We start from the raw sequence: 26518 nt of genomic DNA, 5'->3' as shown, positions 1-26518 counted from the left end.
GTGTCTGGCCCTGATCATCAACCGGTGGCGACGTCATGGTGTCGCCACCGGTTGATGATCATGGATGGCGCTCGCCCGCATCCCGAGCGTGCTGGTCACTGCTGCATCCTCGGATCGTGCGTAGGGTCGGCATACATGGGCGGGCAGCCGTGATCGATCGCTTCGGGGCGCAGTTCGTAGTGCCAGGGTTCGTTTCTGTAGATCTGGCACAACCCGTAGTCGGCGCCGTGCTCGGACAGCCACGCCGTGGCATCGGAGGGCCCGATGTCGATCGCGTGCCCCGCCACGTGGGGAGAGGTGTCGGGGGTGGCCACCCATCGGGCGGCCTCCTCTTCCGAGCCGTACTTCGCAACCGCCTCACGGAGTAGTCGCTCCTGGTACGCAGGGGTTCGCCAGCCACTGTTGACGATGAACTCGACCCCGTGGTCCGCGGCATCAGCGGCAGCTCGGCGCAGGGCATCGAGCAGGTCGGGGTCGAGGTTGGCCAGTGCCGGAATGTCGTCGTCGAAGACCGTCACGCCGTCGGGGACGGCACCATCGGCCTCGCCGAGTGCACCATCGCGGTGGCGGTGACGAGTGTCGTCAGGCGATGCGGCCGATGGCGGCGAGGCCGCCGAGGATGGTGGTGGCGCCGGGGAGGGTGGTTCGACCGAGGAGGACGAGGCCGCCCGCGACTGGTAGACGAGGACGCCGGTGAGCGCCGCGCTGATGACGACGAGGGCGGCGAGGGTGGTCGATCGGGTTCGGCGGGCCGTGGTTCGTGCTGATCGGCTGTAGCTCATGCCTGCAGTCAAGGCAGCCGGGTGTTGCCAGCGCGTATGTCGTTTTCGGTATGCCGACGATATGTTCCGGCTCGTAGCATCGAGAACATGCGTGTGTTGATCGTCGAGGACGAACCCTTCCTGGCAGAGGCCATTCGTGATGGCCTACGCCTGGAAGCGATCGCCGCCGACATCGCCGGTGACGGCGACACCGCTCTGGAACTGCTCAGCATCAACGCCTACGACATCGCCGTCCTCGACCGCGACATCCCCGGCCCCACCGGCGACGAGATCGCCAAACGCATCGTCGCCTCCGGCAGCGGCATGCCGATCCTCATGCTCACCGCTGCCGACCGGCTCGACGACAAGGCCTCCGGGTTCGAGCTCGGTGCCGACGACTACCTGACGAAGCCCTTCGACCTCCGAGAGCTCGTGCTCCGTCTCAGAGCACTCGATCGCAGGCGCGCCCACAACAGGCCACCCGTGCGGGAGATCGCGGGCCTGCGGCTGGACCCGTTCCGTCGCGAGGTCTACCGCGACGGCCGCTACGTCGCGCTCACCCGCAAGCAGTTCGCCGTGCTCGAAGTCCTCGTCACCGCCGAAGGCGGTGTCATCAGCGCCGAAGAGCTCCTGGAACGGGCGTGGGACGAGAACGCCGACCCGTTCACCAATGCCGTGCGCATCACCGTCTCAGCCCTGCGCAAACGGCTCGGCGAGCCCTGGCTGATCGCCACGGTGCCCGGCGTCGGATACCGCATCGACGCCGAACGTGAGGAACCAAACCATGGATAGGCGGCCAGGGTTGAGCGTCCGTCTCAAGCTCACCCTCAGCTATGCCGGGTTCCTCATGCTCGCGGGTGCCTTGCTGCTCGCCGTCGTGTGGGTGTTCCTGCTGCGTTACGTACCCGACGCGATCTACAGCCCCAACCGGTTACCGATGCCCAGCCGCTCCGACCTCGAGCGCGCCTTCGTCCCGAGAGCGACCCAGGCGCTGGCGTTCCTGCTCGTCTTCGGGCTCGTCGGGGGATGGTTCCTCGCCGGACGGATGCTCGCTCCCTTGACGCGCATCACCAACGCCACCCGCAGGGCCGCGAACGGGTCGCTCTCCCACCGGATCGAGTTGGAAGGCCGCAAAGACGAGTTCCGCGAACTCGCCGACGCCTTCGACGCCATGCTCGAGCAGCTCGAAGCACACGTTGCCGAGCAGCAGAGATTCGCGGCCAACGCCTCACACGAACTACGCACCCCGCTGGCGATCACACAGACACTTCTCGACGTCGCCCGCAAGGATCCGAACCGCGACAACGGCGAACTCGTCGAACGCCTCCACTTCGTCAACGCTCGAGCGATCGACCTCACTGAGGCGTTGCTCCTGCTCAGCCGCGCCGACCAACGGTCATTCACCCCAGTACCCGTCGACCTGTCCCTCATAGCGGAAGAAGCCGCCGAGACACTCCTCCCCCTCGCGGAACAGCACGGCGTCGCCATCGAGACCTCCGGGGACATCACCCCCGCCTTCGGCTCACATGCGCTCCTGCTGCAGATGACCACGAACCTCCTGCACAACGCCATCGTCCACAACCTTCCCCAACACGGCACCGTGCAGGTCGACACCGCCACCGGTCCAGGGTCCGTCACGCTCACCGTCGAGAACACCGGCGACATGCTCAGCCCACAGCTGGTCTCGACATTCACCGAACCGTTTCAGCGCGGTACCGCACGCATACGCACCGACCACGCGGGTGTCGGCCTCGGCCTGGCAATCGTCAGAAGCATCGTCCAAGCGCACGACGGAACCCTCACCCTCACCTCCCGCCCCGCTGGCGGACTCCATGTCGCCGTTGAGCTGCCCGCTCCGCCACCACATACAGCCAACTAGCCGGGTACCGCACACCTGGTCACGTGTTGGCCAGCTGGTTGGGGCGGACCACAGAGGTCAGAGGTTCCCGCGGCGCTCCTGTTCGCGCTCGATCGACTCGAACAGCGCCTTGAAGTTGCCCTTGCCGAAGCCCAGCGAGCCGTGTCGTTCGATGAGCTCGTAGAACACGGTGGGCCGGTCGCCGATCGGCTTGGTGAAGATCTGCAGCAGGTAGCCGTCCTCGTCGCGGTCGACAAGGATGCCGCGCTTCTTCAGCTCCTCGACCGGCACGCGGACGGTGCCGATGCGGGCGCGCAGCTCGGGGTCGTCGTAGTAGGCGTCGGGGGTGTCGAGGAACTCCACGCCCTCGGCGCGCATCTGGTCGACCGTCCGGAGGATGTCGCCCGTGGCCAGCGCGATGTGCTGGCAGCCGGCCTCGCCGTAGAACTCCAGGTACTCGTCGATCTGCGACTTCCTCTTCGCCACGGCGGGCTCGTTGAGCGGGAACTTCACGCGGTGGTTGCCGTTGGCCACGACCTTCGACATCAGCGCGGAGTACTCCGTGGCGATGTCGTCGCCGACGAACTCGGCCATGTTCACGAAGCCCATGACCTTGCGATACCAGTCGACCCAGTAGTCCATCCTGCCCAGCTCGACGTTGCCGACGCAGTGGTCGACGGCCTGGAACAGCCGCTTCGGCGCGCCGTCCCGCTTGACGTGCGTCGACGTCCGAGCGACGAAGCCGGGCAGGTATGGGCCGGTGTAGCGAGAGCGGTCGACCAGGCTGTGGCGGGTCTCGCCGTAGGTGGCGATGGCCGCGAGCCGGACGGTCCCGTTCTCGTCGCTGACGTCGTGCGGCTCCTCCAGCACGGTGGCACCCTGCGTGCGGGCGTGCGCGACACACTGGTCGACGTCGGGCACCTCCAGGGCGAGGTCGACGACGCCGTCACCGTGCCGGCGGTGGTGGTCCAGCAGCGGGCTGTCCGGGACGACGCCGCCCTTCAGCACGAACCGCGCCGAGCCGCTCTTGAGCACGAACGCCTTGTGGTCGCGGTTGCCGGTCTCGGGTCCGGAGTACGCGACCAGCTCCATGCCGAACGCCGACTGGTAGAAGTGCGCGGCCTGGGTGGCGTTGCCGACCACGAACACCACGGCGTCCATGGCGGTGACCGGGAACGGGTCCTTGCTCTCGTCGTACTCGACCAGGCCGACCAGCTGTTTGAGCTGCTCGAGGTCGAGGTCGGCGTCGCGCTCTTCGGGGGTCAGGGCGTGATCGGTGGCCGTCATGTCTGGACTCTGCCGTCGTCGCGACCAGGTGGGCAAGTGCCGCGCAACACGGTGGTCACGGTGTACGGTCTGAACACCGTAACCATCATTTCGGTGTGCAGATTGATCAGTCTGCCGAGGAGGCTACAAGCCCATGATCGACGAGCTGGACGCCCGCATCCTCGAGCTGTTCACCCGCGAGCCGCGCATCGGCGTGCTCGAGGCGTCGCGACGGCTCCAGGTCGCCCGCGGCACGGTGCAGGCCCGGCTGGACAAGCTGCGCGACACCGGCGTCATCGCGAGCTTCGCCCCGACGGTCGATCCAGCCGCGCTCGGCTTCCGGGTGACCGCGTTCGCGTCCCTGGACATCCGGCAGGGCGCCCGCGAGTCGGTGGCTGCCCACCTCGGCCGCATCCCCGAGGTGCTCGAGGTGCACACCATCACCGGCCAGGGCGACCTGCTGTGCCGCATCGTCGCTCGCGACAACGACGACCTGCAGCGGGTGATCGACGACCTCGTCGGCGACGACGACATCGTCCGGACCTCGACGTTGATCGCCCTCTCGACCGTCGTGGCGCCGCGCATCCTGCCGCTGGTCGAGTCCGCGGCGTCCACCTGAGCGCCCCACCCCAAGATCAACGCGAGCGGTGCGGGCCGGGGAGAGAGGGCGCGGTCGATGCGACCCGGGTGACCTACTGGCGGGCTGGGTCACCGCACCAGGTGATCAGGGCGGCACGGAGCTCGACGTCGCGGCGCATGATGGGCTTGGTGTCGGTGGCCCACGCGACGTAGCCGTCGGGCCGGACGAGCGTCAGCCCCTGCGACCGGTCCAGCGTGGACACGAGGTCGACCCGGCCGGCCCACGGGTCGACCAGGCCGTGGTGGTCCTGGCCGGTCAGCAGCACGAACCGGCCGGTGCGCAGCTTCTCGTACAGCCGCTCCCGCTCGCCGTCCAGGCCGAGCACCGTCACGTCCGGAACCCGCCGGCCGACGAGCGGATGGTCGCCCCGGGCGCGCGAGTATCCGATGGCCAGGCCGGACACGAACTCGCCGGCCTTGCGCCGCACCGGCCCGATGCGGGCGGCCGCGGCGCCGGCGACGTTGCGGACGGCGCGCAGCGGCGCCGAGCCCATCAACGCCATCCGCAGCAGCGTGCCGCTGCCCTGCACGACGCTCTGCCCGACGGCGTGCCGCTCCTCGTCGTAGGTGTCCAGGAGCGGGTCCGGCGCCCAGCCGTGCACGGTGCCGGCCAGCTTCCAGCTGAGGTTCGCGGCGTCCTGCAGGCTGGTGTTCATGCCCTGCCCGCCGGCCGGCGAGTGCACGTGCGCGGCGTCGCCGGCCAGGAACGCCCGGCCCACCCGGTAGGTCGGAGCCAGCCGCTCATCGCTGTGGAACCGCGACAGCCAGCGCGGGTCGTGCATGCCGTGATCGGTGCCGAGCACCTTCGCGGCGACGGCGCGGATCTCGTCGAGATCGACGGGGTCGTCCTCGGGCCGCTGCAGGTGCCGGTCCCACGCGATGACGCGGTACCACCCGTCGCCGAACGGGGCGATGAACGCGAACCCGTCGTCCCCGGCACCGATCACCAGCACGTCGTCGGGCGGCTCCGCCAGCCGCACGTCGGCGAGCATGACCGAGCGCACGACGGCCTCGCCGGGGAACGGCACGTCCAACGCGCGCCGGATCGTGCTGTCCAGCCCGTCGGCGCCGACGACGTACGAGGCGCGCAGCCGCCGCTCGCCGTCCGGCCCGGCGACGGCGACCTCGACGCCGTCGTCGTCCTGGCTGAGCGCGACGGCCTCGGTCCCGGTGACGAGGTCGGCGCCGGCGGCGCGGGCCCGCCGCTCCAGGACGTCCTCGACGTTGTACTGCGGGGTGACGAGCACGAACGGGAACCGCGTGGGCAGCGCCGACAGGTCCACCTCGATGGAGCCGAACAGGTTCAGCGAGCTGACGCGCGTACCGGACCCGACCACCTGCTCGGCGATGCCCCGGGCGTCGAACGTCTCCAACGTGCGGGCGTGGACGGCGAAGGCCCGGGTCAGCGGCGGGCGCTCGGTGCGCCGCTCGAGCAGCGTGCACGACACCCCCGCCGCGGCCAGGTCACCGGCCAGCAGCAGGCCGGTGGGTCCGCCGCCGACGACCACGACGTCCGACGCGTCACTCATCGTTACCTCCTTGCGGCACCGTACCCGCCGACGGTGCCGATCTACGCGTGGCACCCTTCACACTCGACGTCACCCCAGGTCACGGCGACCGTCGCGCGGACGCCGACTTGCCTCGGACCCCGGGTGTCGCGATTGAATGGGTTCGATGTCCAGTCGAGCCTCCGGCGGCGCGCTCGCCGCGAGCCTGATCACCGCCGCCATCGTCGGCTTCGCCGGCGGTGCCTACGTCGGCGGCCAGCAAGGCGGCGAGGAGCCGGGCTCCTCCGCTTCCACGCCACCCGAAAGCACCACGCCGGTCGGCGAGACCCCCGCAACGCCGACCGAGGAGGCGACCGCCGGCGTCACCCTCTCCGCCGATCCCACGTCCGTCGCCCCCAACGAGGACATCAGCCTCGCGGTGTCGATCGAGCCGGCGGAGGAAGGTGTCGAGCTGCAGATCCAGCGCAGCGTCGACGGCGGCGAGTGGGAGAACTTCCCGAACGTCAACCTCATCACCACCGACGCCAACGGCCAGGGCACGTCGCGGCTCAACTCGCAGCGCGAAGGCGTCAACAGCTTCCGCGTGGTCCGGGTGGACGACGACTCGGTGGTCTCGAACGCGGTCGAAGTCACCATCGGCTGACGCGGGGTGTCAGCGGCGAATGTTTGAATAGGCGCCGATGCCCACTGAAGCCACCCGCCGCGCCTTCGCCGCCTGCCTCGCCGCGGCCGCCGTCGTCGGCTTCGCGGGTGGCGCGGTCATCGGCTCCCAGGGTGGTGACGCCGCACCCGACGGCTCCAGCCGCACCGGCGCGCCTGATGACGCCTCCACCGGTGGCGAAGAACCGCCCGACAGCGGCATCACCCTGGCCGCCGACCCCACCACGCTCCCGCCGCGCGGGATCGTCACGTTCTCCGGCACCATCGCACCCGCCGAGGCCGGCATCCAGGTCAAGCTCCAGCACCGGGTCGGCGAGGGCGAGTGGACCGACTTCCCCAACGCCGACACCCCCATCGCGCCCGTCTCCCGCGCCGACGGCACGTTCGGCGGCTTCGTCTCGCCGGAACAGCTGGGCCCCAACAGCTACCGGGTGGTCCAGGTGGACGACGAGAGCCGCGTCTCCAATGAGGTCGAGATCACCGTCGCGGAGTGACGCCATCACGAAGCGACGCCACCGCGCGTCAGCCGAGCCGGCGCGCCAGCTCGACCGCCGCGCGCACCGTCCGCGGCCCGATGGACTCGGCGTCCAGCTCGCCGAGGGCGATGACACCGACGCTCGCCTCGACTCCGGCCACGGCCGGCACCGGGGCCGCCACGCCGCTGGCCCCCGTCTGGAGCTCACCGGTGGTGGCGACGAAGCCCGGCGCCTCGGCCCGGACGTCGCCTGACCGGCCGGCGAGGATGGCCCGCCCGGCCGCACCTCGCTCGAGCGGATGACGGGTGCCGACCCGGTACGCCACGTGGTAGTCGGTCCGCGTCGGCTCGACCACCGCGACGGCCAGCGCCTCGACCCCGTCGGCGATGGTGAGGTGAGCGGTGGCGCCGACGTCCTCGGCGAGCGAGCGCAGCACCGGCTGGGCCACCTGCCGCAGCAGCGGGTGCACGCTGCTGGCCAGCGTCAGTGCCGCGAAGCCGACGCAGAACCGGCCGCCGGCGACCCGGCGCACGAGGCCGTGCTGCTCCAGCGTCGCGAGGAGCCGGTAGACGATGGTGCGGTTGACGCCGAGCACACCCGAAGCCTCGGCGACGGTGAGACCGCTGCTGGACCCGGCCAGGACCTCGAGCAGGCGCAGGCCGCGATCGAGGGTCTGCGAGATCTCCACCACGGGCCCAACCATAGAGCTTCCCGGCGCGCGACCTCAGCGGCCGCATTCGCGCGTACTGTGGCTCGCAGATGTCATCCGTGCCTCGTGGAAAGGTCGGTCCGTCGATGAAGAAGCTGATCAACTCGCCCGACACGGTCGTCACCGACGCACTGCGCGGCCTGGCCGCCGCACACCCCTCGCTCGAGGTCGACGTCGAGAACAGGGTCATCTCGCTGGCGGGCGGTCCACGGCAGGGCAAGGTCGGCCTGGTCTCCGGTGGAGGTTCCGGCCACGAGCCGCTGCACGGCGGCTACGTCGGCTACGGCATGCTCGACGCCGCCGCGCCGGGCGAGGTCTACACCTCACCGGTTCCCGATCAGATCCTGCTGGCCACGCAGCGCGCGGACGCCGGAGCGGGTGTGCTCCACATCGTCAAGAACTACACCGGCGACGTGCTCAACTTCCGGATGGCAGCGGAACTGGCCGAGGACGAGGACATCCGCGTGGTCAGCGTCGTCACCAACGACGACGCCGCGGTCGAGGACTCCACCTACACAGCCGGTCGGCGCGGCGTCGGCGGCACCGTGTTCGTGGAGAAGATCGCCGGTGCCGCCGCCGAGGGGGGCGCCGACCTCGACGCCGTCGCCGCCGTCGCCACGCGCGTCAACGAGCGCACCCGGTCCTTCGCCATCGCCCTGCACGCCGGCACCGTTCCGGCGGCCGGCAAGCCCGGCTTCGCGCTGGAGGAGAACGAGGTCGAGCTGGGCGTCGGCATCCACGGCGAGCCCGGCCGCGAGCGCGGCTCGATGGCGCCGATGAACGAGCTGATCGCCTATGCGCTCGACGTCATCCACGCCGACCTGCCGGTCTCGGGCAACCTGCTGGTCATGCTGAACGGTCAGGGCGCCACCCCGCTGATCGAGCTGTACGGCGCGTTCGCTGAGGCCACAGCCTGGATCGAGGGCCACGGTGCGACGGTCGCCCGCAGCCTGGTCGGCAACTACATCACCAGCCTCGACCAGTCCGGTTTCTCGGTCACGCTCACCCAGCTCGACGACGAACTGTTGCGGCTGTGGGATGCGCCGGTGTCCACGCCCGCGCTGCGCTGGGGACGGTGAGCATGGGATTCGACACCGAGACCGCCGTCGCCTGGATCGACACGGCCGCGACGGTGGTCAAGGCCGACGAGGCCCGGCTCACCGCGCTGGACGCGGCCATCGGCGACGGCGACCACGGCGCCAACCTGGTGCGTGGCCTGACTGCCGCCGTGGCCGGGATCGCGGAGAAGGAGCCCAGCACTCCGGGCGAGGTGCTGGTGGTCGCCGGGCGCGGCATCGTCGCCAAGACCGGCGGCGCCTCGGGGCCGCTGTACGGCAGCGCGCTGCGCCGGGCCGGCAAGGCCCTCGGCGACACCACCGACGCCGACGCCGTGCAGCTCGGCGCCGCGCTGGAGGCGATGCTGACCGCCATCGTCGAGCTGGGCAGCGCGGCCGAGGGCGACAAGACGATGGTCGATGCGCTCGGTCCTGCCGTGCGAGCCTTCAACGACCTGGCCGCCGACGGCGCCTCGCTGCCGGCCGCCGCGCTCGCGGCGGCCGATGCGGCCGAGGCCGGGCTGGCGGCCACCATTCCGCTGCAGGCACGCAAGGGCCGCGCCAGCTACCTCGGCCCGCGCAGTGTCGGCCACGAGGACCCCGGCGCGGCGTCGACGGCGCTGCTGCTCCGCGCGTTGGCGGAGGTCACGGCGTGACGGTGGGCATTGTCCTCGTCTCGCACAGCTCGGCCCTGGCCGGCGCCGTCGCGGAGCTCGCCGGCGAGCTGGCCGGGCCCGAGGTCGCCGTCCGCCCCGCCGGCGGCACCGACGACGGGCGGTTCGGCACCAGCATCGAGCTCATCGCCGCGGCCGTCCGCTCGGCCGAAAGCGGCGACGGAGTGTGCGTGATCATGGACATGGGAAGCTCCGTCCTCACCGCGAAGACGCTCCTCGTCGACCTCGAGGACGAGGACGACCCGCCCCGCGTCCGCCTCGCCGACGCCCCGTTCACCGAGGGCGCGGTGGCGGCCGCGGTCCTGGCCTCCACCGGGCAGGACCTCGACGCCGTCGTCGACTCCGCCGAAGGCGCCTGGTCGATGCGCAAGCTCTGATTGCCGGGGTCTCGCCGCCGCCGCCGCGTTGCATTGGCCCGGCACGACTCAGCAGACTGTGCGGCGCCCCGCGGTGATCATCAACGATCGGCGACACCACCAGGACTTCTGGTGCTCTACCCCCTGGTGATGGGCGTCAGCGGTCGGACGACGAGCCTCATCCCTGGACCGAGCGGGTTGAGCCGGAGGTCGTCTTCCGCACCGTCCGCTCCGGCGTGGTCCGGCGGGTCGACCAGGTCTCGCAACGGTGGGTCGACGCCGGCCGGCACACCCGACGGCAGCGCCAGGACGTCCTGGTCGCCGCCGCCCGCTCCCACGGGGAGTTCTGAGGAGGCGGCCCGCGCGGACAGTGTCAGAACTGGGCTTCCTCCGTCGAGCCCTTCAGCGCGAGGGTGTCGCTGTCGGGGTTGAGCGCGGTGGAGACCATGTCGAAGTAGCCGGTGCCGACCTCGCGTTGATGCCGGGTGGCGGTGTAGCCGAGTTGTTCCGCGGCGAACTCGCGCTGCTGCAGGTCGACGTAAGCGGTCATGCCGGCCTCGGCGTAGCGGCGGGCCAGGTCGAACATGCCGTAGTTGAGCTGGTGGAACCCGGCCAGGGTGATGAACTGGAAGCGGTAGCCGAGCGCGGCCAGCTCGCGCTGGAACGTCTCGATCTGCGCGTCGTCCAGGTGGGCCTTCCAGTTGAAGGACGGCGAGCAGTTGTAGGCCAGCAGCTTGCCGGGGAACCGCTCATGCACGGCCTCGGCCACCTGGCGGGCCAGGCCGAGGTCGGGCGTGCCGGTCTCCACCCAGATCAGGTCGCAGTAGGGCGCGTACGCCAGCGCCCGGGCGATGACCGGCTCGATGCCGGAGCGCACCCGGTGGAAGCCCTCCGCCGTCCGCTCTCCGGTCAGGAACGGCCGGTCGATCGGGTCGACGTCGCTGGTGATGAGCTCGGCGGCCAGCGAGTCGGTGCGGGCGACGACGATGGTCGGCACGCCTGCGACATCGGCGGCCAATCGTGCCGCGTTGAGCGTCCGGACGTGCTGCGACGTGGGAACCAGGACCTTGCCGCCGAGGTGGCCGCACTTCTTCTCCGAGGCGAGCTGGTCCTCGTAGTGGATGCCCGCGGCACCGGCCGCGATCAGAGCCTTGGCCAGCTCGAACGCGTTGAGCGGACCGCCGAACCCGGCCTCGGCGTCGGCGACGATGGGCGCCAGCCAGTCGAAGCCGGGGTCCGCCTGCTCGGCGTAGGTGATCTCGTCGGCACGCAGCAGCGCGTTGTTGATCCGGCGGACGACGGTCGGCACCGAGTTCACCGGGTAGAGGCTCTGGTCGGGGTAGGTGTTGCCGGACGTGTTGCCGTCGGCGGCGACCTGCCAGCCGGACAGGTAGATCGCCTCGAGCCCGGCCCGCACCATCTGCACGGCCTGGTTGCCGGTGATGGCTCCCAACGCCGCGACGTGCTGGTCCCGCCCTAGCAGGTGCCACAGCCGCTCCGCACCGCGACGGGCCAGCGTGTGTTCCTCCCGGACCGTGCCGCGCAGCCGCACCACGTCCTCGGCCGTGTAGGTGCGGCTGACCCCGGCCCAGCGTGGGTCGGTGGCCCACTCCCGGGCCAGGTCGGCCGCCTCGGCTGCCTGCCGGTCGCCCACCGTCGGCGCCGTCGCTTGCGACTCCTTGCCCTGGGCGTCGAGTGTCGCCGTCATGTTCGCTCCTTTTGTGTCGTGGTGAGTGAAAACTCGGACAACAACACCGTGACGACCGCTCGTGGCGGCGTACCACCGCTACGATGGGTGAAATTCGACGGACTTTCACAAGGCGAGAAGTGATGGCTGATCTCGACATCGTCACGCTGGGGCGGCGCATCCGGCACACACGCAAGGCCGCCGGGCTGACGCTCAGCGATCTGGCCGCGGCCGTCGACCGGGCACCGTCGCTGCTCTCCCAGATCGAGAACGGCCGCCGTGAGCCGCGGCTCACCCTGTTGCAGGCCATCGCGACGGCGCTCGGCGTCGAGGTCGCGGACCTGTTGAAGCCCGAGCCGCCGTCGCACCGGGCGGCGCTGGAGATCGCCCTGCAGCACGCGCAGGCCGAGCCGCTGTACTCCTCGCTCGGGCTGCCGCAGGTGGGGGTCAGCGGCAAGCTGCCCACCGACGTGCTGGAGTCACTGGTCGGCCTTCATCGCGAGCTGCAGCGCCGCGCGACCGAGCAGGCCGCCACGCCGGAGGAGGCGCGGCGCGCGAATGCCGAGCTGCGCCTTCGGATGCGCGAGCGGGGCAACTACTTCGCCGAGATCGAGCAGGTGGCGGCCGGCATCTCGCGCGCGGTCGGGCACGCCGGCGGCCCGCTGACCGAGCGCGGCATCGGTGAGCTGACCGCCCACCTCGGCTTCACCCTGCACCGGACCGCCGATCTCCCGCGGGCGACGCGGTCGATCACGGACCTGGAGGAGCGGCGCATCTACCTGCCGACGGCCGGCCGCGGCGGGCACGACCCGCGCACCATCGTGCTGCAGACCCTCGGCCATTTCGCCCTGGGCCACCGCGAGCCCGCCGACTACGCCGACTTCCTTCGCCAGCGCGTCGAGACCAACTACTTCGCCGCCGCGCTGCTCATGCCCGAGGCCGCCGCCGCCGACTTCCTGCAACGGGCCAAGGCTCGGCGCGAGCTGGCCATCGACGACCTCCGCGACGTGTTCGCGGTCTCGTACGAGACCGCGGCGCACCGCTTCACCAACCTGGCCACCCACCATCTGGGGCTGCCGGTGCACTTCATGCGAGTCGGCGAGGACGGCGTCATCTACAAGGCCTACGAGAACGACGACGTCACGTTCCCGACCGACGTCACCGGGGCCATCGAGGGCCAGATGGTTTGCCGCTACTGGGCCGCCCGCGCGGTGTTCGCCGCACCGGACCGCTACGCCACCCACCACCAGTACACCGACATGGGCCGCGGCACCTACTGGTGCACCACCCACGTCGAGAGCACCCCCGAAGGCGACTTCGCGGTCGACGTCGGCGTGCCCTACGCGCACTCGAAGTGGTTCCAGGGTCGCGAGACGACCGTGCGAGCCAGCTCTGGCTGCCCCGACCCGTCGTGTTGCCGCCGCCCGCCGGCGCCGCTGGCCTCGCGTTGGGGGCACCGCGCATGGCCCAGCGCGCGGGTGCACTCGCACCTGCTGGCCGCGTTGCCGCCAGGCACGTTTCCCGGTGTCGACGTCACCGACGTGTATACCTTCCTCGAGCGACACTCCGGCGCCGGAGCGGGTTAACCGGACATTCTCCCAGAATGTGGTGACACAACGACAAACTGTCGGTAGGTTCTGCTGTTACTCGCCTCCACCGCAACCGGCGACCGTCCCCGGGCGACAGATGGGAACCACCGTGACCAGTCAACCCACTCGCCGCGCGGTCATCGCCCTCGGCGCCGCGCTCGTCGTGACCCCCGTCGTCACCGTGTCCGCCCAGGCGGCCGGCTCCCCGGTCCGGCCGGTGGCCGGGCTGCGCGCCGCGTTCACCGCCGCCTCGAAGCGCTACGGCGTCCCCCGCGACGTGCTGGTCGCGCTGTCGTACACCGTCACCCGCATCAATGACCACGCCGGACAGCCCAGCGCCGCCGGCGGCTACGGCGTCATGCACCTGGCCAGCAACCACACGACGAACACGCTGGCCACCGCCGCGCGACTGAGCGGTCACTCCGCCGCCGCGCTGCGCACCGACGTGGCGGCGAACGTCGACGGCGCCGCCGCGCTGCTGCGTTCGCTGGCCGACGCCGCGGGGCTCGGCGCCGCCGACCGTGCCGATGTCGACGCCTGGTACGAGCCGGTCGCGCGATACTCGGCGTTCTCCGACGCCTCGGTCGCCCGGCTCGAGGCCGACGCCGTCTACCAGGCGCTGGCCCGCGGGCTGTCGCTGCACGCCGGCGGCGAGACATTCACCGTCGACGCCCGGACGGTCCGGCCCCAGCTGGGCGCGTTCGCCGACGTGCCAACCGTCGCGCAGCGGTTCGAGACGATGACCGAGGACTACCCGCCGGCGCGGTGGGTGGCGGCCAACTCGGGCAACTACCGGGTCGCGAACCGTCCCAATGACTACGCGATCGATCGGGTAGTCATCCACACCGTCCAGGGCTCCTACGCCGGTTGCATCTCGTGGTTCCAGAACCCGAGCGCCAACGTCTCGGCCCACTACGTCATCCGCTCCTCCGACGGCGAAGTGACACAGATGGTGCGCAACAAGGACGTCGCCTGGCACGTCGGCAACACGAACAACCGCTCGATCGGCATCGAGCACGAGGGCTGGGTGGACGACGCGTCCTGGTACACCGAGGCGATGTACCGCTCCTCCGCGACCCTCACCCGCCACGTCTGCGACCGCTACGGCATCCCCCTGGACCGCACGCACATCATCGCCCACAGCGAGGCTCCCGGCGCCACGCACACCGACCCCGGCCCGCACTGGGACTGGACCCGCTACATGGACTACGTGCGCGGCGACGGCGGCGATCCCTCGTGGAGCGTCATCGTCGACAACGGCGGCGCCTTCACCGCCAGCGGCAACTGGGCGACGGCATCGGCACCTGGACAGTACGGCAGCAACCACCGGCACGCCCAGCCCGTGCTCTCCAGCGACCCGGCCTGGTTCAGCGCCGACATCCCGGCCGCAGGCAGCTACCGGGTCGAGGTCTGGTACCCGCAGGACCCGGCCAACAACTCCCGCACTCCGTACATCGTCGCCGCCTCGGGTGGCAATCAGACGGTGTACGTGGACCAGCGCGCCAACGGGGGGCGCTGGGTCCTCATCGGAACGTTCTCGTTGGCGGCCGGCAACCGCCAGGTGGTCGGCGTCAGCCGCTGGACCTCCACCGCCGGCTCCATCGAGGCCGACGCCGTCCGGATCAGCTCCACCACCTGAGCTCTCCGGCGAGGGCACCCCGGAGCCCTGGCGGTCGCCCGCGACTGGCCCCCCTACAGCCGCGGGCGACCGTCCTCGACGTAGGCGGACCGCCGGCGGGCGCCCGCCCCCGTCCGGCCCCCACGTCACCAGGCGTTCCCGCGCCTCACCAGGGTTCCAAGCATGGTGAAGCACACACGATCCTCGTGATACCTCTGCCGTCCCCCTGGTCGCTGCCCCCGAAGGTCGGAGCAGCGGGCGGCCGGTCAGCTGGTGCGGTGGCCGAGGGCGCGGGAGACGTCGGCGGCGCATTCGGCGACCAGGTCCTTGACCTTCGCGGCGTTGGGGCCGACGACCTCGTCGCGCAGGCCGCTGACCGACATGGCGGCGACGACGGCGCCGTCGTGGTCGAAGATCGGCGCACCGATGGCGGCGATGCCGACCGTGACGTCGCCGTCGCTGACGCAGATGCCTTCGGCCCGTTCCTGGGCGAGGACCTCGTAGAGCCGTTCGGGTTCGGCCGGGGTGTTGTCGGTGAGCCGGCGCAGCTCGCCTCCGTCGGTGTACTCGCGCCACTGATCCTCGGCGGAGAACGCGAGCAGCGCCCGAGGCGCGGCGCCGGCGTGCAGCGGGAGCGCGCCGCCGAGCTTCAGCGCCATGGACGCGACCCGGGTGCCCTCGACCCGTTCGATGCAGACGGCCTCGCGGTCGCGGCGCACGACGAGGTAGGCGGTCAGGCCGCCGGTCTCGGTGCGCAGCCGTTCCAGGGCGGGCCGCGCGCATTCGCGCAGGCCCCGTCCCTCGACGCTGGCGATGCCGAGCCGCATGACGTGGACGCCGAGGCGGAAGTAGCCGCGCCGCTCGGTGGGCTCCACCATCTCCAGCTGCTCGAGGGTTCCGAGCAGCCGGTAGAGGGAGCTGCGCGGCTCGCCGCTGCGTTCGGCCAGCTGAGCGATGGTCAGCTCGCGGCCCTCCCCCAGCAGGTCGAGCACTTCCACGGCCTTGCGCACCAGCCGCAACCCACCTTCACCCGCCATTCCATCATCCTATCTGCCGGACACCCGTGCCGTGTGGCGAGACCTCTTCGGGAAGCTGTGGGTTGGCGTTCTGTGTCTTTCCGAGGGACTGCAGCCGGGTGGCGACGATGGTCATCTCCGCGATGTTGGCCCGCGCCGGCAGGGTCACCGCGCACAGGCAGGCGGCGGCGACGTCCTCGGGCTGGACGCACCACTCGCGCAGCTCCGGCGATGGAGGCACCGGGCGATCGTCGAGGATCGGTGTGTTGACGATGCCGGGCAGGATGGTCGACACGCGAACGCCGTTGGCGTGCTCGTCGATGCCGGCGCCGCGGGCGAGGCCCAGCAGCCCGGACTTGGTGGCGCCGTAGCCGGGCCCGCTGTGGTCCGGCCACGATCCCGCCACGCTGGAGATGACCACGAGGTCGCCCTGCCGCTCGCGCAGCTGGTCGAGCACGGCACGCAGGACGTAGAAGGTCCCGCTGAGGTTGACCCGGACCAGCTCGTCCCAGGCCTCGTTCGTCAGCTGCGCCAGCCGGCGGTCGGTGACGTTGAACCCGGCGGCGCAGACCAGCGTGTCGACGGGGTCCTCCGCGTGCAGCCGGGCGGCGAGGTCGTCGACGGCCACCGGGTCGCCGACGTCCAGGGCGTGGGGCACACACCGTTCGCGGGCGACGGCGTCGGCGCCGACCTGCTCGACGATCGCGTCGGCCCGGCGGGCGGCGCCGTGGACCCGGGCGCCGGCCGCGACGAACTCGCGGGCGATCGCCGCGCCGATGCCGCTACTGGCACCGGTGACCAGGGCGACCCGGCCGGCCATGCTGCCGAGCCTGCGTTCGGGTGTGCTGTGCATCCTGCCTCCGCTAGGGCGTGATGAGGATCTTCATGTCGTCGCGGCCCGCCCGCAGCGACTCGTAGGCGCCGTCGACGGCGTCGGGTAGCGCGACCTCGCGGGTCACCAGGCGCCCGGCGGGTACCGCTCCGGAGGCGATGAGGCCGACCGCGTCGGCCATGTCGGCCGAGGTGTAGACGCGCGAGCCGACCAGCGAGAGCTCCTTGAACACCGCCTCCGCCACCTGCACCGGTACCGGCCCGTGCGGCAGGCCGCCCAGCAGGACGGTGCCGTGCGTGGCCGTGGCCCCGACGGCCGCGGCGAGCCCGGCCGGCACGCCGGTGAGCTCGAACGCGACGTCGAACCCGTCGACGGCGCGCCCGGCGGCATCCCGGCCGTCACCGTCGCCGCCGGCCAGCGCCGCGAGGTCAGCGCCGCCCGGCTGCGCGGCCGGGTCGTGGGTGCAGAACCCGAGGTCGGCCAGGAACTCCCGGCGGTACGTGTTCGGCTCGCTCACCACCAGCGTGGCGGCGCCGGCCACCCGGCACACCGCCGCCACCAGGGCGCCGATCGGGCCGCCGCCGACGACGAGCACCCGGTCGGCCACGCCCACGCCCGCCCGGCGCACCATGTGGACGGCGACGGCCGTCGGCTCGGCCAGCGCGGCGTCGCGCAGGCTCAGTCGGTCGGGGACCCGGTGCAGCCGGGCCGCCGGCACCGCCACGTATGCGGCCGCCGCGCCGTCCACGTCGATGCCGATCAACCGCAGCCGCCGGCACACGTGCCGCTGGCCGGCCTGACAGGCGCCACACTCGCCGCAGGCGAGCAGGGGCTCGACCACCACCCGGTCACCCGCGGCGACGCCGGGGCAGCCGTTCGGGTCGGTGACCACCCCGCTGAATTCGTGTCCCAGGACGACCGGCGGCCGGACCCGGTCCAGTCCGCCGGCCCAGATCAGCAGGTCGGATCCGCAGATCCCGACGTGCGACACGTCGACGACGACCTCGCCGGGGCCGGGCCGCGGCGCCGGGCGGTCGGCCACGGACAGTTCACCCGGACCGGTGTAGACGACCGCCTCCATAACGCGTACCTTCCTACTGAACGGACAATTAGTCCACCACGCGGACAGATGGATGTCCAGCCCCACAGCGGCCTGAGACTGGAGACGATCGCCCATGCGAGCTGCCGTCATGACAGAGCCCGGGTCCGTGCGCGTCGGACCGGCCGACGACCCCCGGCCCGGGCCCGGTGAGGTGACCGTGGAGGTCGCGCTGACCGGCATCTGCGGCACCGACCTGCACATCCTCGACGGCGAGTTCGCCACCGCGCGCTTCCCGGTGACGCCAGGGCACGAGGTCACCGGGTCCGTCGTCGAGGCCGGTCCCGGCGTCACCGGCCCACGACCGGGCGACCGCGTCGTCGTCGACCCCGGCGTGCCGTGCCGCGCCTGCGCGTGGTGCCGCGAGGGCCGCCTCAACCTGTGCGCGAACCGGCTGGCCATCGGCGTCTCGCTGCCGGGCGGCGCGGCCGAGCTGGTGGCCGTGCCGGCGATCAACTGCCACGTCGTCGACCCCGCCGTCGACGACCGGACGGCGGTGCTGACCGAGCCGCTGGCCTGCGTCCTGCACGCGTTCGACCTGGCGCCGTCGCCGGCGGCCGCCGAGGTGCTGGTGTACGGCGCCGGCACAGTCGGCCTGCTGACCGCCCAGATGGCGCGCCGGCTCGGCGCCGACCGTGTCACCGTCGTCGACCCGAACGAGTCGCGGCTGCCGGGCGCACGCAAGGCCGGCGCGGACGAGGCGCTGCCGGACGCGCGCGAGTCCGCCGTCGACGCGTGGCCGCTGGTCCTCGACGCCAGCGGAGCCGGTCCGGCCATCGGCGACGGGCTGCGGCGGCTGCGGCGCGGCGGCACGTTCGTGCAGATCGGGGTGGCCGCGCCGACGACGGAGGTGCCGCTGTCGCCGTACGAGGTGTTCGCCGGCGAGCTGACGATCCGGGGCAGCATGACCACCCGCGACACGTTCGCCCGGGCGGTGCGCACGCTCGTGGCCGGCGCCGTCGACACCTCCATGATCGTGGGGACCGCCGTGCCGCTGTCGCGGTACGCCGAGGCGCTCGACCTGGCCCGCTCCGGCGAGTCGCTCAAGGTGGTCGTCGAGCCCGGCCGGTGATGCCGGCGGTGGCCCGTCAGACCACCCCGTTCTCCCGCAGCCGGGCCACGTCGGCGTCGGAGTAGCCGAGCCCGCGCAGGACCTCGTCGGTGTGCTCGCCGAGCAGCGGCGCGGGACGCTGGACCGCACCAGGCGTGTCGCTGAGTTTCACCGGGATGCCGAGCCCGCGCAGCAGCCCTTCCACCGGGTGCTCGATCTCGACCACCATGTCCCGCGCGTGGGTGTGCGGGTCGTCGAAGACCTGGCCGTAGTCGAGGATCGGCCCGGCCGGGACGCCCGCGTCGAGGATGAGCCGGACCCACTCGTCGGCGTCGCGGTCGGCGAGCGTCGCCTCGAGCTCCGTCTCCAGCTCCGCGCGGTTGGTCATGCGCAGGTCGTTGGTGGCGAAGCGGGGGTCGCCGACGAGGTCGTCCCGGCCGAGGACGGCGCACAGCCGCGCCCAGAGCCGCTGGTTGGCCGCGCAGATGTTGAGGTACCCGTCGCGGGCCCGGAACGCCTGGTTCGGCGCCGCGGTGCGGTTGGTGGACCCCAGCGGCCGCGGTACCCGGCCCAGCCCCCACAGCTCGCTCGACTCGAACACCGACAGCGCCAGCGGCGCCTCGAAGATGGACGTGTCGACGTACTGGCCGCGGCCGGTCCGCTCCCGCGCGACGTAGGCGCAGAGGATGCCGAACGCGCAGAACAGCCCGGCCGAGAGGTCGGCGATGGAGATGCCGACCTTCGCCGGCGGACCGCCCGGCTCGCCGGTCACGCTCATCAGGCCGGTCATGCCCTGGGCGATGAGGTCGTGCGCCGGCCGGTTCGCGTACGGCCCGGTCTGGCCGTAGCCGGAGATGCTGGCGCAGATGATCCGGGGGTTGACGGCGCCGAGCGTCTCGTAGTCGATGCCGAGCCGGCGGGCGACTCCGGGCCGGAAGTTCTCGATGACGACGTCGGCGTCGCGCGCCAGCGCGTGGAAGATCTCCCGCCCGGCGTCCTCCTTGAGGTTGAGCGTCACGCTCCGTTTGCCACGGTTGATCGCCAGGAAGGCGGCGGTGTCGTCGCCCTTCATGGTGAACCCGAGCGCGGTGCGGGACTGGTCGCCGGTGCCGGGCGGCTCGATCTTCGTGACGTCGGCTCCCATGTCCGCCAGGAGCTGACCGCAGAACGGGCCGGCCAGCACCTGCGTGACGTCCAGCACCTTCACCCGGTCCAGAGCGGGCACGCGCATCACTCCTTCTTCTCGGCACGCTCCGAGCCCGGCGCCGCGGCGTCCACGAGCGGACGGCGGTCCCGGCGCCGCCGGGCGAGCAGGCTCAGCAGCGGCACCAGCAGCACGACCACGATCAGGACCACCAGCACCCGCGAGATGGGCCGTTCCACGAACACCGCCGGGTCGCCGCCGGAGATGTTCAGCGCCCGCTCCAGGTTCTGTTCGAGCAAGGGCCCGAGGACCATGCCGAGCACCAGCGTGGCCGCGGAGAACCCGTACCGCGCGATGAGGAAGCCGAGCACCCCGAACGCGATCATCACGTACAGGTCGAACTGGGAGAACTTCAGCACGTAGACGCCGAGCACGGCGAACGCGGTGACCCCGAGGTAGAGGTGCGGCGTCGGGATGCGCAGCAACTGCGCGAACAGCCCCACCAGCGGCAGGTTCAGAGCCAGCAGAGCCACGTTGCCGATGTACAGGCTGGCGATGATCCCGAAGACCAGCGTCGAGTTGGTCTCCAGCAGCTGCGGTCCCGGCTGCAGGCCGTACATGGTGAACACGAACAGCAGCAGCGCCGTGGTCGACGAGCCGGGGATGCCGAGGGTGAACATCGGCACCAAGGCGCCGCCGACACCGGCGTTGTTGGCCGCCTCCGGCCCGGCGACGCCCTCGATGGCGCCCTTGCCGAACTCGCGGCGGTGCTTTCGGTTGACCGTCTTCTCCAGGATGTACGAGACGTACGACGCCAGCGACGGCCCGATTCCCGGCATCACGCCGATGACGAAGCCGACCACCGAGCCGCGGCCCCACGGCCCGGCCGAGCGCCGCCAGTCCTCCTTCGACATCCAGATCCGGCCGACCTCACGCTTCTCGGCGGACCGTCCCCGTACCGACAGCACCCGCGCCGCCTCCGCGACCGCGAAGATCGAGATCGCGACCAGCGCGAAGTCGAAACCGCTGCTGAGCTCCAAGGAGCCGAACGTCAGCCGCGGCACCCCGCTGCCGGGGTTGATGCCCACCGTCGCCAGTGCCAGGCCGATCAGCGCGGAGATGACGGCCTTCAGCGACGAGCCGGTGGTCAGCGTCGACACCAGGAGCAGAGCCAGGAGCATGAGCAGGAAGTACTCCGCCGCGCCGAGTTGGAGGGCGGCGTCGGCCAGCCACGGGGACAAGAAGGTCAGCGCGACCACGGAGAGCGTTCCGGCCAGGAACGAGCCGATGGCGGCGGTGGCCAGCGCCGGTCCCGCCCGGCCCCCCTTGGCCATCTCGTGACCGTCGATGGTCGTGACCACGGACCCCATGTCGCCCGGTGTCTGCACCAGGATCGCGGTGGTGGAGCTGCCGTACTGCGAGCCGAAGTACACACCGCAGAGCATGATCAGCCCGCTGAGCGGGTCCAGCCCGAACGCCACCGGGATCAGCAGCGCGATCGCCGTGATGGAGCCGAGACCGGGCAGCACGCCCACGACCGTCCCGACCAGCACGCCCAGCAGGACCCAGCCGATGTTGGCCGGCGTGAGTGCGTGCCCGAAGCCGGTCGCCAGATCTCCGAGGATGTCGGTCATGGCATGAACCCCATGACTCCCGGGGGCAGGATGACTCCCAGCGCGTAGTTGAACACCACGAAGACGCCCATGGAGAAGACCACGGCGTAGACGACGTTACGGACGAGGTGCAGGCGGTCGTGGTACATGGAGCCGACGAGGATGAACACGAACGTCGACGCGATGTAGCCGAGCGGAATGAGGGTCAACACGTAGCCGACCAGCAGCGCGCCGTAGACCAGCAGGTCGCGCCGGTCCGGCCGCGGACGCGGCTCGGCTCCGCCGCTCCCGGCTACGCCGCTCCCGGCCGGGTCGCTCGCGGCCGGGTCGGCCCGGGCCGCACGGCCCGCGGCGGCGCCCACGACGTCCACGGCCCGCCGCCGAGCACGCACCACGCTCTGCACCGTCAGCGCCAGCCCGGCGACGATCAACCCCACGGCGACGACCAGCGGCAGGTCGCCGGGTTCCAGAACGGTGTTGGCGAACGGACTGGCCTCGACGTTCACGGCGGCCACGGCGAAGAAGACGCCGAAGGCGGCCACCACCAACCCGGCGACGGCATCCGCGTTCCCCCGCAGCAGCGGCAGCCTGGGGGATTCTCTCGACTCGATCCCGGTCATGCCGATCCTCCTCTCAGTCGATGACGCCGGCGGCGCGGTACGCGTCCTCGATCTCCTGGTACGTGGTGTCGATCAGCTCGGTCAGGTCCGGGCCGGTCGTGAACGTGGTCTCCCACTGGTTGCGCTCGGCGGCTGCGCCCCAGGCGTCGGTGCCGACCATCTCCTCCAGCACGCCGCGCCAGTAGCGGACCGCGTAGTCGGGCATGCCGGCCGGTCCGTAGACGCACCGCCAGTTCGCCAGGGAGACCTCGTAGCCGAGCTCGGTCACCGACGGCACGTCGTCGTACGGCTCGCCGCTCAGTCGCTCGTCGCTGGTCACGGCCAGGGCCTGCAGGTCACCGGAGGCGATCTGCCCGGCGAACTCCGGTGTCCCGGACACCCCGACGGCCAGGTCGCCGTTGAGCAGGCCGACGACCTGCTCCGCACCGGTGGGATAGACGACGAAGTTGGTCTGCGACGGGTCGCCACCGGCCGCCAGGACCAGGAGGTCGAACACCGCCCGGTCGAGGCTGCCGCCTCCGACCGGCACCGACTGCGGGTCGTCGAGCACGGCCTGGAGCACGTCGTCCAGCGAGTCGTACGGCGAGTCCGCCGGCACGACCAGCACGTAGTACTCGGTGATCAGCGCCGCGATCGGGGTGACGTCGTGAAAGGTGGCCTCGGTCTCGCCGCGCACGTCGTTGTACATCGACGCGGTGCCGCCGACTGAGATCACGTTGTCGGCGCCTTCGAAGCTCGACGACATCTCGGCCATCCACACCGACCCGTCGGCGCCGTCGCGGTTCTCGACGGTCATCGGCACCTCGACGAGGTCGTCGTCCTTCACCACCTCGAGAATGGTCCGGGCGGTCGTGTCGTAGCCGCCGCCGGCCGCGGCCGGCGCGACCAGGCGCACGGCGCTGCGGGGGTAGTTCTCGGCGCTCACGCTGTTCTGCGCGGTGCACGACGCCAGGACCGCGAGACCGGCCGCGGCCGCGGCCAGCCGCACTCGTACCGCACTGCGGTTCACCGCCATCGGTGAACTCCTCTCCTGCTGTCCGGTGACCCGGCGGCCTCAGAAGCTCCTCGGCATGCCCAGCACGTGCTGTCCCAGGTACGACAGGATCAGGTTGTTCGAGCCGGGAGCGTTGAGGAACAGCCGCGTCTCGCGGAACTTGCGCTCGATGTCGCGGGAGGCGGCGAAGGCGTAGCCGCCGTAGGTCGACATGGCCGCCTCCGCCGCGCCCCAGGACGCCTCGGACGCGAACAGCTTGGCCATGTTGGACTCCGGCCCGCACGGCCGGCCGGCGTCGTAGAGCGTCGCGGCCTTGAACCTCATCAGGCTGGCGGCCTCGGTGTTGGCGTAGGCGCGCGCGATGGGGAACTGGACGGCCTGGTTCTTGCCGATCGGCTGGTCGAAGACGACCCGCTCGTTGGCGTAGTCGCGGGCCTTGTCGACAAACCAGCGGGCGTCGCCGATGGCCGCCGACGCCGCGGCGATGCGGTCGCCGTTGACGCCGTCGAGGATGTAGCGGAACGCCTTGCCCTCCTCGCCGACCATGCTGCTGGCGGGGATGCGCACGTCGTCGAAGGTCACCTCGTTGGTCTCGATGTTCATCATCAGCGGCACCGGGGTGACGTGGATGCCCTCGACCGGCAGCTCGACCAGGAACGCCGTGATGCCCTCGGTCTTCCGGGCCGCCTGCTCGAACGGCGTGGTGCGGGCGATGAGGAGCAGCAGGTCGGAGTGCTGGATCCGGGACAGCCAGTTCTTGCTGCCGTTGACGACGTAGTGGTCGCCGTCGCGGACGGCGCTCGTCTCGAGCCGCGTGGTGTTCTGCCCGGCGTTGTGCTCGGTGAGCCCGAAGGCCAGGAACCGCAGCTCGCCGGCGGCGATCCTGGGCAGGTAACGGCGCTTCTGCTCCTCCGAGGCGTGCCGCATCAGCATGGCCACGTTGTAGATCTGCGCGTGGCAGGAGATGGCGTTGCCGCCGGAGCGGCTGATCTCCTCGATGATGATGGCGGCCTCGGTCATGCCCATGCCCTTGCCGCCGTACTCGGTCGGGATGAGCACGCCCAGCCATCCCGAGTCCAACATCGTGCGCAGGAACTCCTCCGGGTAGGCGCGCTTCTGGTCGAGCTCTCTCCAGTAGGAGTCCGGGAACTTCGCGCACAGCTGGCGCACCGTCTGCCGGATCTCCGCACGCTCCTCGGAGAGTTCGAAATCCATGGTCGGCCCCTTCCTGAACCTCGCGGCGGTGCGGAAGACGCGGGATCGGATGCGAACCGAGGCGCACCGCGGCGGGGTCACCGCCGTGCGGAGCGGACGCGCCGGGCATCGTCCCGTGTAATGGACGTTCAGTTCACCACACGGTACCTTCACTGTCTAGATACCGGTCCGTAACAACGCCGGAGGTCGCATGGAACTCGACGCACGACTCCCGCCGGAGGCACTCACGCCGGCCGACGTCCAGGACGTCGCCCGGCGCGCGGAACGGCTCGGCCTGGACGCCCTGTGGAGCAGCGAGAACAAGCACGACGCGTTCCTGCCGCTCGCCTACGCGGCCGCGGCGACCACCCGCCTGCGGGTCGGCACGTCGGTGGCCATCGCGTTCTCACGGTCGCCGATGGTGGTCGCGCAGCTGGCCTGGGACCTGCAACGGATGTCCGGCGGCCGGTTCCTGCTGGGACTGGGCACACAGGTCAAGGCGCACGTCACCAGGCGCTTCGCGATGCCGTGGGGCCGGCCGGCCGCCCGGATGCGCGACTACGTGACGGCACTGCGCGCGATCTGGCGGTCGTTCCAGGACGGGACGCGGCTGCGCCACGACGGCGAGTTCTACGCGCACACCCTGCTCACGCCGGCGTTCGACCCGGGCCCGATCGACCATCCGGACATCCCGGTATCGATCGCGGGGGTGAACCCGGGCCTGACGGCGGTGGCCGGCGAGCTCTGCGACGGCTTCCACGTCCACCCGTTCCACAGCACCGCCTACCTGCGCGAGGTCACCATGCCGAACCTCGCCCGGGGCGCCGCGGCGGCCGGCCGCGGGCCGTCCGCCGTCGCCGTCTCCGCCAGCACGTTCGTCGTCACCGGCACGGACGCCGCCGAGCGCGACCGCGCCCGCCGGGCCGTCCGTGAGCGGCTGGCCTTCTACGCCTCCACGCCGAGCTACCGCACCGTGCTGGAGGTGCACGGCTGGGAGTCGGCCGGCGCGGCGCTCACCCAGCTCGCCCGCGACGGCCGCTGGGACGACCTGCCCGGCCTGGTCACCGACGAGATGCTCGGCCAGTTCGCCGTCGAGGCCGCGCCGGACGAGGTCGGCGCGACGCTGCGCGAGCGCTATCAGGGCCTGCTGGACCGGGTGGCACCGCACCAGCCGCTCGACCCGCGCCCGTCCGGCGACGGGTGGGACCGGGCGTGGGCGGCCTTGACACGGCCCGTGAGGTAAGTCTCACAGAGTGAACAGTGTGTCCGTTGTATGGTGCGTTACATCCCACCACGGAAGGAGGCCCGCTCCCGTGACTCCAGAACAGGACGTGCTCGTCGAGGTCCGCGAGCGCGTGATGTACGTGACCATCAACCGCCCGGAGCGACGCAACGCGCTGAGCCAGTCGGTGATGACGGCGCTCGTCGACGCGTTCAGCACCGCGGACCAGGACCCCGACGTGTGGGCGGTGGCGCTGACCGGAGCCGGCGACCGCGCGTTCTGCGCCGGCGGCGACCTCAAGGAGTTCGACGAGCTGGCTCGCCAGGGCCGGCAGATCCCGGTGCCCATGACCGGCGCGGGACGCAACCTCTACGAGGTCGTGCTCGAGACGTACAAGCCGACCATCGCGATCCTCAACGGCCCGGCGGTCGCCGGCGGCTGCGAGTTGGCGCTTGCCTGCGACCTGCGCATCGCCGCGGACCACTCCTTCATGGGCATGCCTGAGGCCAAGCGAGGCATGGGCGCCAACTTCGCCACCGTGCTCCTGCCGCGGCTGCTCCCCCGCGCGGTCGCTCTCGAGATGCTGTACACCGGCGACCCGATCCCGGCCGACGAGGCGCTGCGGTGGGGTCTCTACAACCGGGTGGTGCCGGCCGCCGAGCTGGCCGCGGAGAGCGAGAAGCTGGTGCGCTCCATCGTCGCCAACGCCCCGCTCACCCTGCGCCGCTGCAAGGAGATGGCCACCAAGGGGTGGGAGCTGTCGGTGCACGCGGCGCTGCGGCTGAACGCCGGCCCGAACCCGTACCTGAGCGAGGACCGCGCGGAAGGCGTCCGGGCCTTCCTGGAGCAGCGGACGCCCGAGTGGAAGGGTCGCTGA

26 protein-coding genes are annotated in these 26518 nt (G+C 71.5%); 13 read left to right on the top strand and 13 right to left on the bottom strand.

Annotated features, from left to right (window positions below; all coding sequences use genetic code 11):
• Nucleotides 1–95 precede the first annotated feature (95 nt).
• Nucleotides 96–782 (bottom strand): M15 family metallopeptidase, encoded by a 687-nt coding sequence (locus tag E1269_RS34180; protein ID WP_131893468.1) that lies wholly within the window; start codon nucleotides 780–782, stop codon nucleotides 96–98.
• Nucleotides 783–869: 87 nt separating this feature from the next.
• Between E1269_RS34180 and E1269_RS08780 the strand changes: the two genes are divergently transcribed.
• Both E1269_RS08780 and E1269_RS08775 read left to right on the top strand, forming a co-directional pair.
• Complete coding sequence (locus E1269_RS08780) at nucleotides 870–1553, top strand: response regulator transcription factor (RefSeq protein WP_131893466.1); 684 nt, start codon at nucleotides 870–872, stop codon at nucleotides 1551–1553.
• Nucleotides 1546–2640, top strand: a complete 1095-nt coding sequence (locus E1269_RS08775) for a sensor histidine kinase (protein WP_131893464.1) — start codon at nucleotides 1546–1548, stop codon at nucleotides 2638–2640. The genes E1269_RS08780 and E1269_RS08775 overlap by 8 nt, the downstream gene beginning before the upstream one ends.
• Nucleotides 2641–2697: 57 nt before the next feature.
• On the opposite strand, the gene hppD is transcribed toward E1269_RS08775, so the two are convergent.
• Nucleotides 2698–3906 carry a 4-hydroxyphenylpyruvate dioxygenase gene (gene hppD, locus E1269_RS08770; RefSeq protein WP_131893462.1) on the bottom strand — a complete coding sequence of 403 codons (1209 nt, stop codon included), beginning with the start codon at nucleotides 3904–3906 and terminating at the stop codon, nucleotides 2698–2700.
• 133 nt (nucleotides 3907–4039) lie between these two features.
• Here hppD and E1269_RS08765 point away from each other — a divergent pair, with 133 nt between their 5' ends.
• Nucleotides 4040–4504, top strand: a complete 465-nt coding sequence (locus E1269_RS08765) for an Lrp/AsnC family transcriptional regulator (RefSeq protein WP_131893460.1) — start codon at nucleotides 4040–4042, stop codon at nucleotides 4502–4504.
• A 73-nt stretch (nucleotides 4505–4577) separates the two neighbouring features.
• Here the strand turns inward: E1269_RS08765 and E1269_RS08760 are convergent, their stop codons facing one another.
• The gene (locus E1269_RS08760) at nucleotides 4578–6053 is read right to left on the bottom strand and encodes an FAD-dependent monooxygenase (RefSeq protein WP_131893458.1); all 1476 of its coding nucleotides are present in this window, start codon (nucleotides 6051–6053) and stop codon (nucleotides 4578–4580) included.
• 145 nt (nucleotides 6054–6198) lie between these two features.
• Between E1269_RS08760 and E1269_RS08755 the strand changes: the two genes are divergently transcribed.
• Together E1269_RS08755 and E1269_RS08750 are read left to right on the top strand one after the other, a co-directional pair.
• Nucleotides 6199–6675: a hypothetical protein gene (locus E1269_RS08755; RefSeq protein WP_131893456.1), complete on the top strand. Its 477-nt coding sequence runs from the start codon at nucleotides 6199–6201 to the stop codon at nucleotides 6673–6675.
• A 37-nt stretch (nucleotides 6676–6712) separates the two neighbouring features.
• The gene (locus tag E1269_RS08750) at nucleotides 6713–7186 is read left to right on the top strand and encodes a hypothetical protein (protein ID WP_131893454.1); all 474 of its coding nucleotides are present in this window, start codon (nucleotides 6713–6715) and stop codon (nucleotides 7184–7186) included.
• Between the two features lie 28 nt (nucleotides 7187–7214).
• Here the strand turns inward: E1269_RS08750 and E1269_RS08745 are convergent, their stop codons facing one another.
• On the bottom strand, nucleotides 7215–7859 hold the full coding sequence (locus tag E1269_RS08745; protein ID WP_239000834.1) for an IclR family transcriptional regulator: 645 nt from the start codon (nucleotides 7857–7859) through the stop codon (nucleotides 7215–7217).
• Nucleotides 7860–7963: 104 nt separating this feature from the next.
• On the opposite strand from E1269_RS08745, the gene dhaK reads away from it, so the two are divergent.
• Genes dhaK through dhaM form a run of 3 tightly spaced genes read left to right on the top strand, consistent with a single transcriptional unit; the run spans nucleotide 7964 to nucleotide 9983 of the window.
• Entirely contained in the window at nucleotides 7964–8956 is a 993-nt protein-coding gene (gene dhaK, locus E1269_RS08740; protein WP_131893450.1) for a dihydroxyacetone kinase subunit DhaK, read from the top strand.
• A 2-nt stretch (nucleotides 8957–8958) separates the two neighbouring features.
• A complete protein-coding gene (gene dhaL / locus E1269_RS08735) occupies nucleotides 8959–9588 on the top strand; it encodes a dihydroxyacetone kinase subunit DhaL (protein WP_131893448.1) in 630 nt (209 codons plus the stop codon).
• Nucleotides 9589–9590: 2 nt separating this feature from the next.
• On the top strand, nucleotides 9591–9983 hold the full coding sequence (gene dhaM, locus E1269_RS08730) for a dihydroxyacetone kinase phosphoryl donor subunit DhaM (protein WP_131893577.1): 393 nt from the start codon (nucleotides 9591–9593) through the stop codon (nucleotides 9981–9983).
• A 352-nt stretch (nucleotides 9984–10335) separates the two neighbouring features.
• On the opposite strand, the gene aceA is transcribed toward dhaM, so the two are convergent.
• On the bottom strand, nucleotides 10336–11670 hold the full coding sequence (gene aceA, locus E1269_RS08725; protein ID WP_131893446.1) for an isocitrate lyase: 1335 nt from the start codon (nucleotides 11668–11670) through the stop codon (nucleotides 10336–10338).
• Nucleotides 11671–11792: 122 nt separating this feature from the next.
• Between aceA and E1269_RS08720 the strand changes: the two genes are divergently transcribed.
• Together E1269_RS08720 and E1269_RS08715 are read left to right on the top strand one after the other, a co-directional pair.
• Complete coding sequence (locus E1269_RS08720; RefSeq protein WP_203433198.1) at nucleotides 11793–13235, top strand: helix-turn-helix transcriptional regulator; 1443 nt, start codon at nucleotides 11793–11795, stop codon at nucleotides 13233–13235.
• Between the two features lie 112 nt (nucleotides 13236–13347).
• The gene (locus E1269_RS08715) at nucleotides 13348–14877 is read left to right on the top strand and encodes a golvesin C-terminal-like domain-containing protein (protein WP_203433196.1); all 1530 of its coding nucleotides are present in this window, start codon (nucleotides 13348–13350) and stop codon (nucleotides 14875–14877) included.
• A gap of 245 nt (nucleotides 14878–15122) precedes the next feature.
• Here the strand turns inward: E1269_RS08715 and E1269_RS08710 are convergent, their stop codons facing one another.
• From E1269_RS08710 to E1269_RS08700, 3 genes are read right to left on the bottom strand one after another with little or no spacing between them, the layout of a single operon-like run.
• A complete protein-coding gene (locus E1269_RS08710) occupies nucleotides 15123–15893 on the bottom strand; it encodes an IclR family transcriptional regulator (protein ID WP_131893440.1) in 771 nt (256 codons plus the stop codon).
• 4 nt (nucleotides 15894–15897) lie between these two features.
• Nucleotides 15898–16725 carry an SDR family oxidoreductase gene (locus E1269_RS08705; RefSeq protein WP_131893439.1) on the bottom strand — a complete coding sequence of 276 codons (828 nt, stop codon included), beginning with the start codon at nucleotides 16723–16725 and terminating at the stop codon, nucleotides 15898–15900.
• Nucleotides 16726–16735: 10 nt separating this feature from the next.
• A complete protein-coding gene (locus tag E1269_RS08700; protein ID WP_162606291.1) occupies nucleotides 16736–17785 on the bottom strand; it encodes a zinc-dependent alcohol dehydrogenase in 1050 nt (349 codons plus the stop codon).
• 109 nt (nucleotides 17786–17894) lie between these two features.
• On the opposite strand from E1269_RS08700, the gene E1269_RS08695 reads away from it, so the two are divergent.
• Complete coding sequence (locus E1269_RS08695; RefSeq protein ID WP_162606290.1) at nucleotides 17895–18875, top strand: alcohol dehydrogenase catalytic domain-containing protein; 981 nt, start codon at nucleotides 17895–17897, stop codon at nucleotides 18873–18875.
• Between the two features lie 16 nt (nucleotides 18876–18891).
• On the opposite strand, the gene E1269_RS08690 is transcribed toward E1269_RS08695, so the two are convergent.
• The 5 genes from E1269_RS08690 to E1269_RS08670 are packed head-to-tail and all read right to left on the bottom strand — an operon-like array spanning nucleotide 18892 to nucleotide 24440.
• Nucleotides 18892–20085 (bottom strand): CaiB/BaiF CoA transferase family protein, encoded by a 1194-nt coding sequence (locus E1269_RS08690; RefSeq protein ID WP_420810609.1) that lies wholly within the window; start codon nucleotides 20083–20085, stop codon nucleotides 18892–18894.
• Complete coding sequence (locus E1269_RS08685; RefSeq protein ID WP_131893431.1) at nucleotides 20085–21632, bottom strand: tripartite tricarboxylate transporter permease; 1548 nt, start codon at nucleotides 21630–21632, stop codon at nucleotides 20085–20087. Before E1269_RS08685 ends, E1269_RS08690 begins: the two co-directional genes overlap by 1 nt.
• A complete protein-coding gene (locus tag E1269_RS08680) occupies nucleotides 21629–22231 on the bottom strand; it encodes a tripartite tricarboxylate transporter TctB family protein (protein WP_131893429.1) in 603 nt (200 codons plus the stop codon). The genes E1269_RS08685 and E1269_RS08680 overlap by 4 nt, the downstream gene beginning before the upstream one ends.
• A 13-nt stretch (nucleotides 22232–22244) precedes the next feature.
• Nucleotides 22245–23246, bottom strand: coding sequence for a tripartite tricarboxylate transporter substrate binding protein (locus E1269_RS08675; RefSeq protein WP_131893427.1), 1002 nt, complete (start codon nucleotides 23244–23246; stop codon nucleotides 22245–22247).
• Nucleotides 23247–23285: 39 nt separating this feature from the next.
• The gene (locus tag E1269_RS08670; protein WP_131893425.1) at nucleotides 23286–24440 is read right to left on the bottom strand and encodes an acyl-CoA dehydrogenase family protein; all 1155 of its coding nucleotides are present in this window, start codon (nucleotides 24438–24440) and stop codon (nucleotides 23286–23288) included.
• 190 nt (nucleotides 24441–24630) lie between these two features.
• Here E1269_RS08670 and E1269_RS08665 point away from each other — a divergent pair, with 190 nt between their 5' ends.
• Both E1269_RS08665 and E1269_RS08660 read left to right on the top strand, forming a co-directional pair.
• The gene (locus tag E1269_RS08665; RefSeq protein ID WP_131893423.1) at nucleotides 24631–25662 is read left to right on the top strand and encodes a TIGR03617 family F420-dependent LLM class oxidoreductase; all 1032 of its coding nucleotides are present in this window, start codon (nucleotides 24631–24633) and stop codon (nucleotides 25660–25662) included.
• A gap of 70 nt (nucleotides 25663–25732) precedes the next feature.
• Nucleotides 25733–26518, top strand: a complete 786-nt coding sequence (locus E1269_RS08660) for an enoyl-CoA hydratase/isomerase family protein (RefSeq protein WP_203433194.1) — start codon at nucleotides 25733–25735, stop codon at nucleotides 26516–26518.

Origin of the sequence: Jiangella asiatica, from assembly GCF_004349065.1 — a bacterium.
GTDB lineage: Bacteria > Actinomycetota > Actinomycetes > Jiangellales > Jiangellaceae > Jiangella > Jiangella asiatica.
Note: the sequence above shows the minus strand (reverse complement) of the source record. Positions and strands in the feature narration are given on the sequence as shown.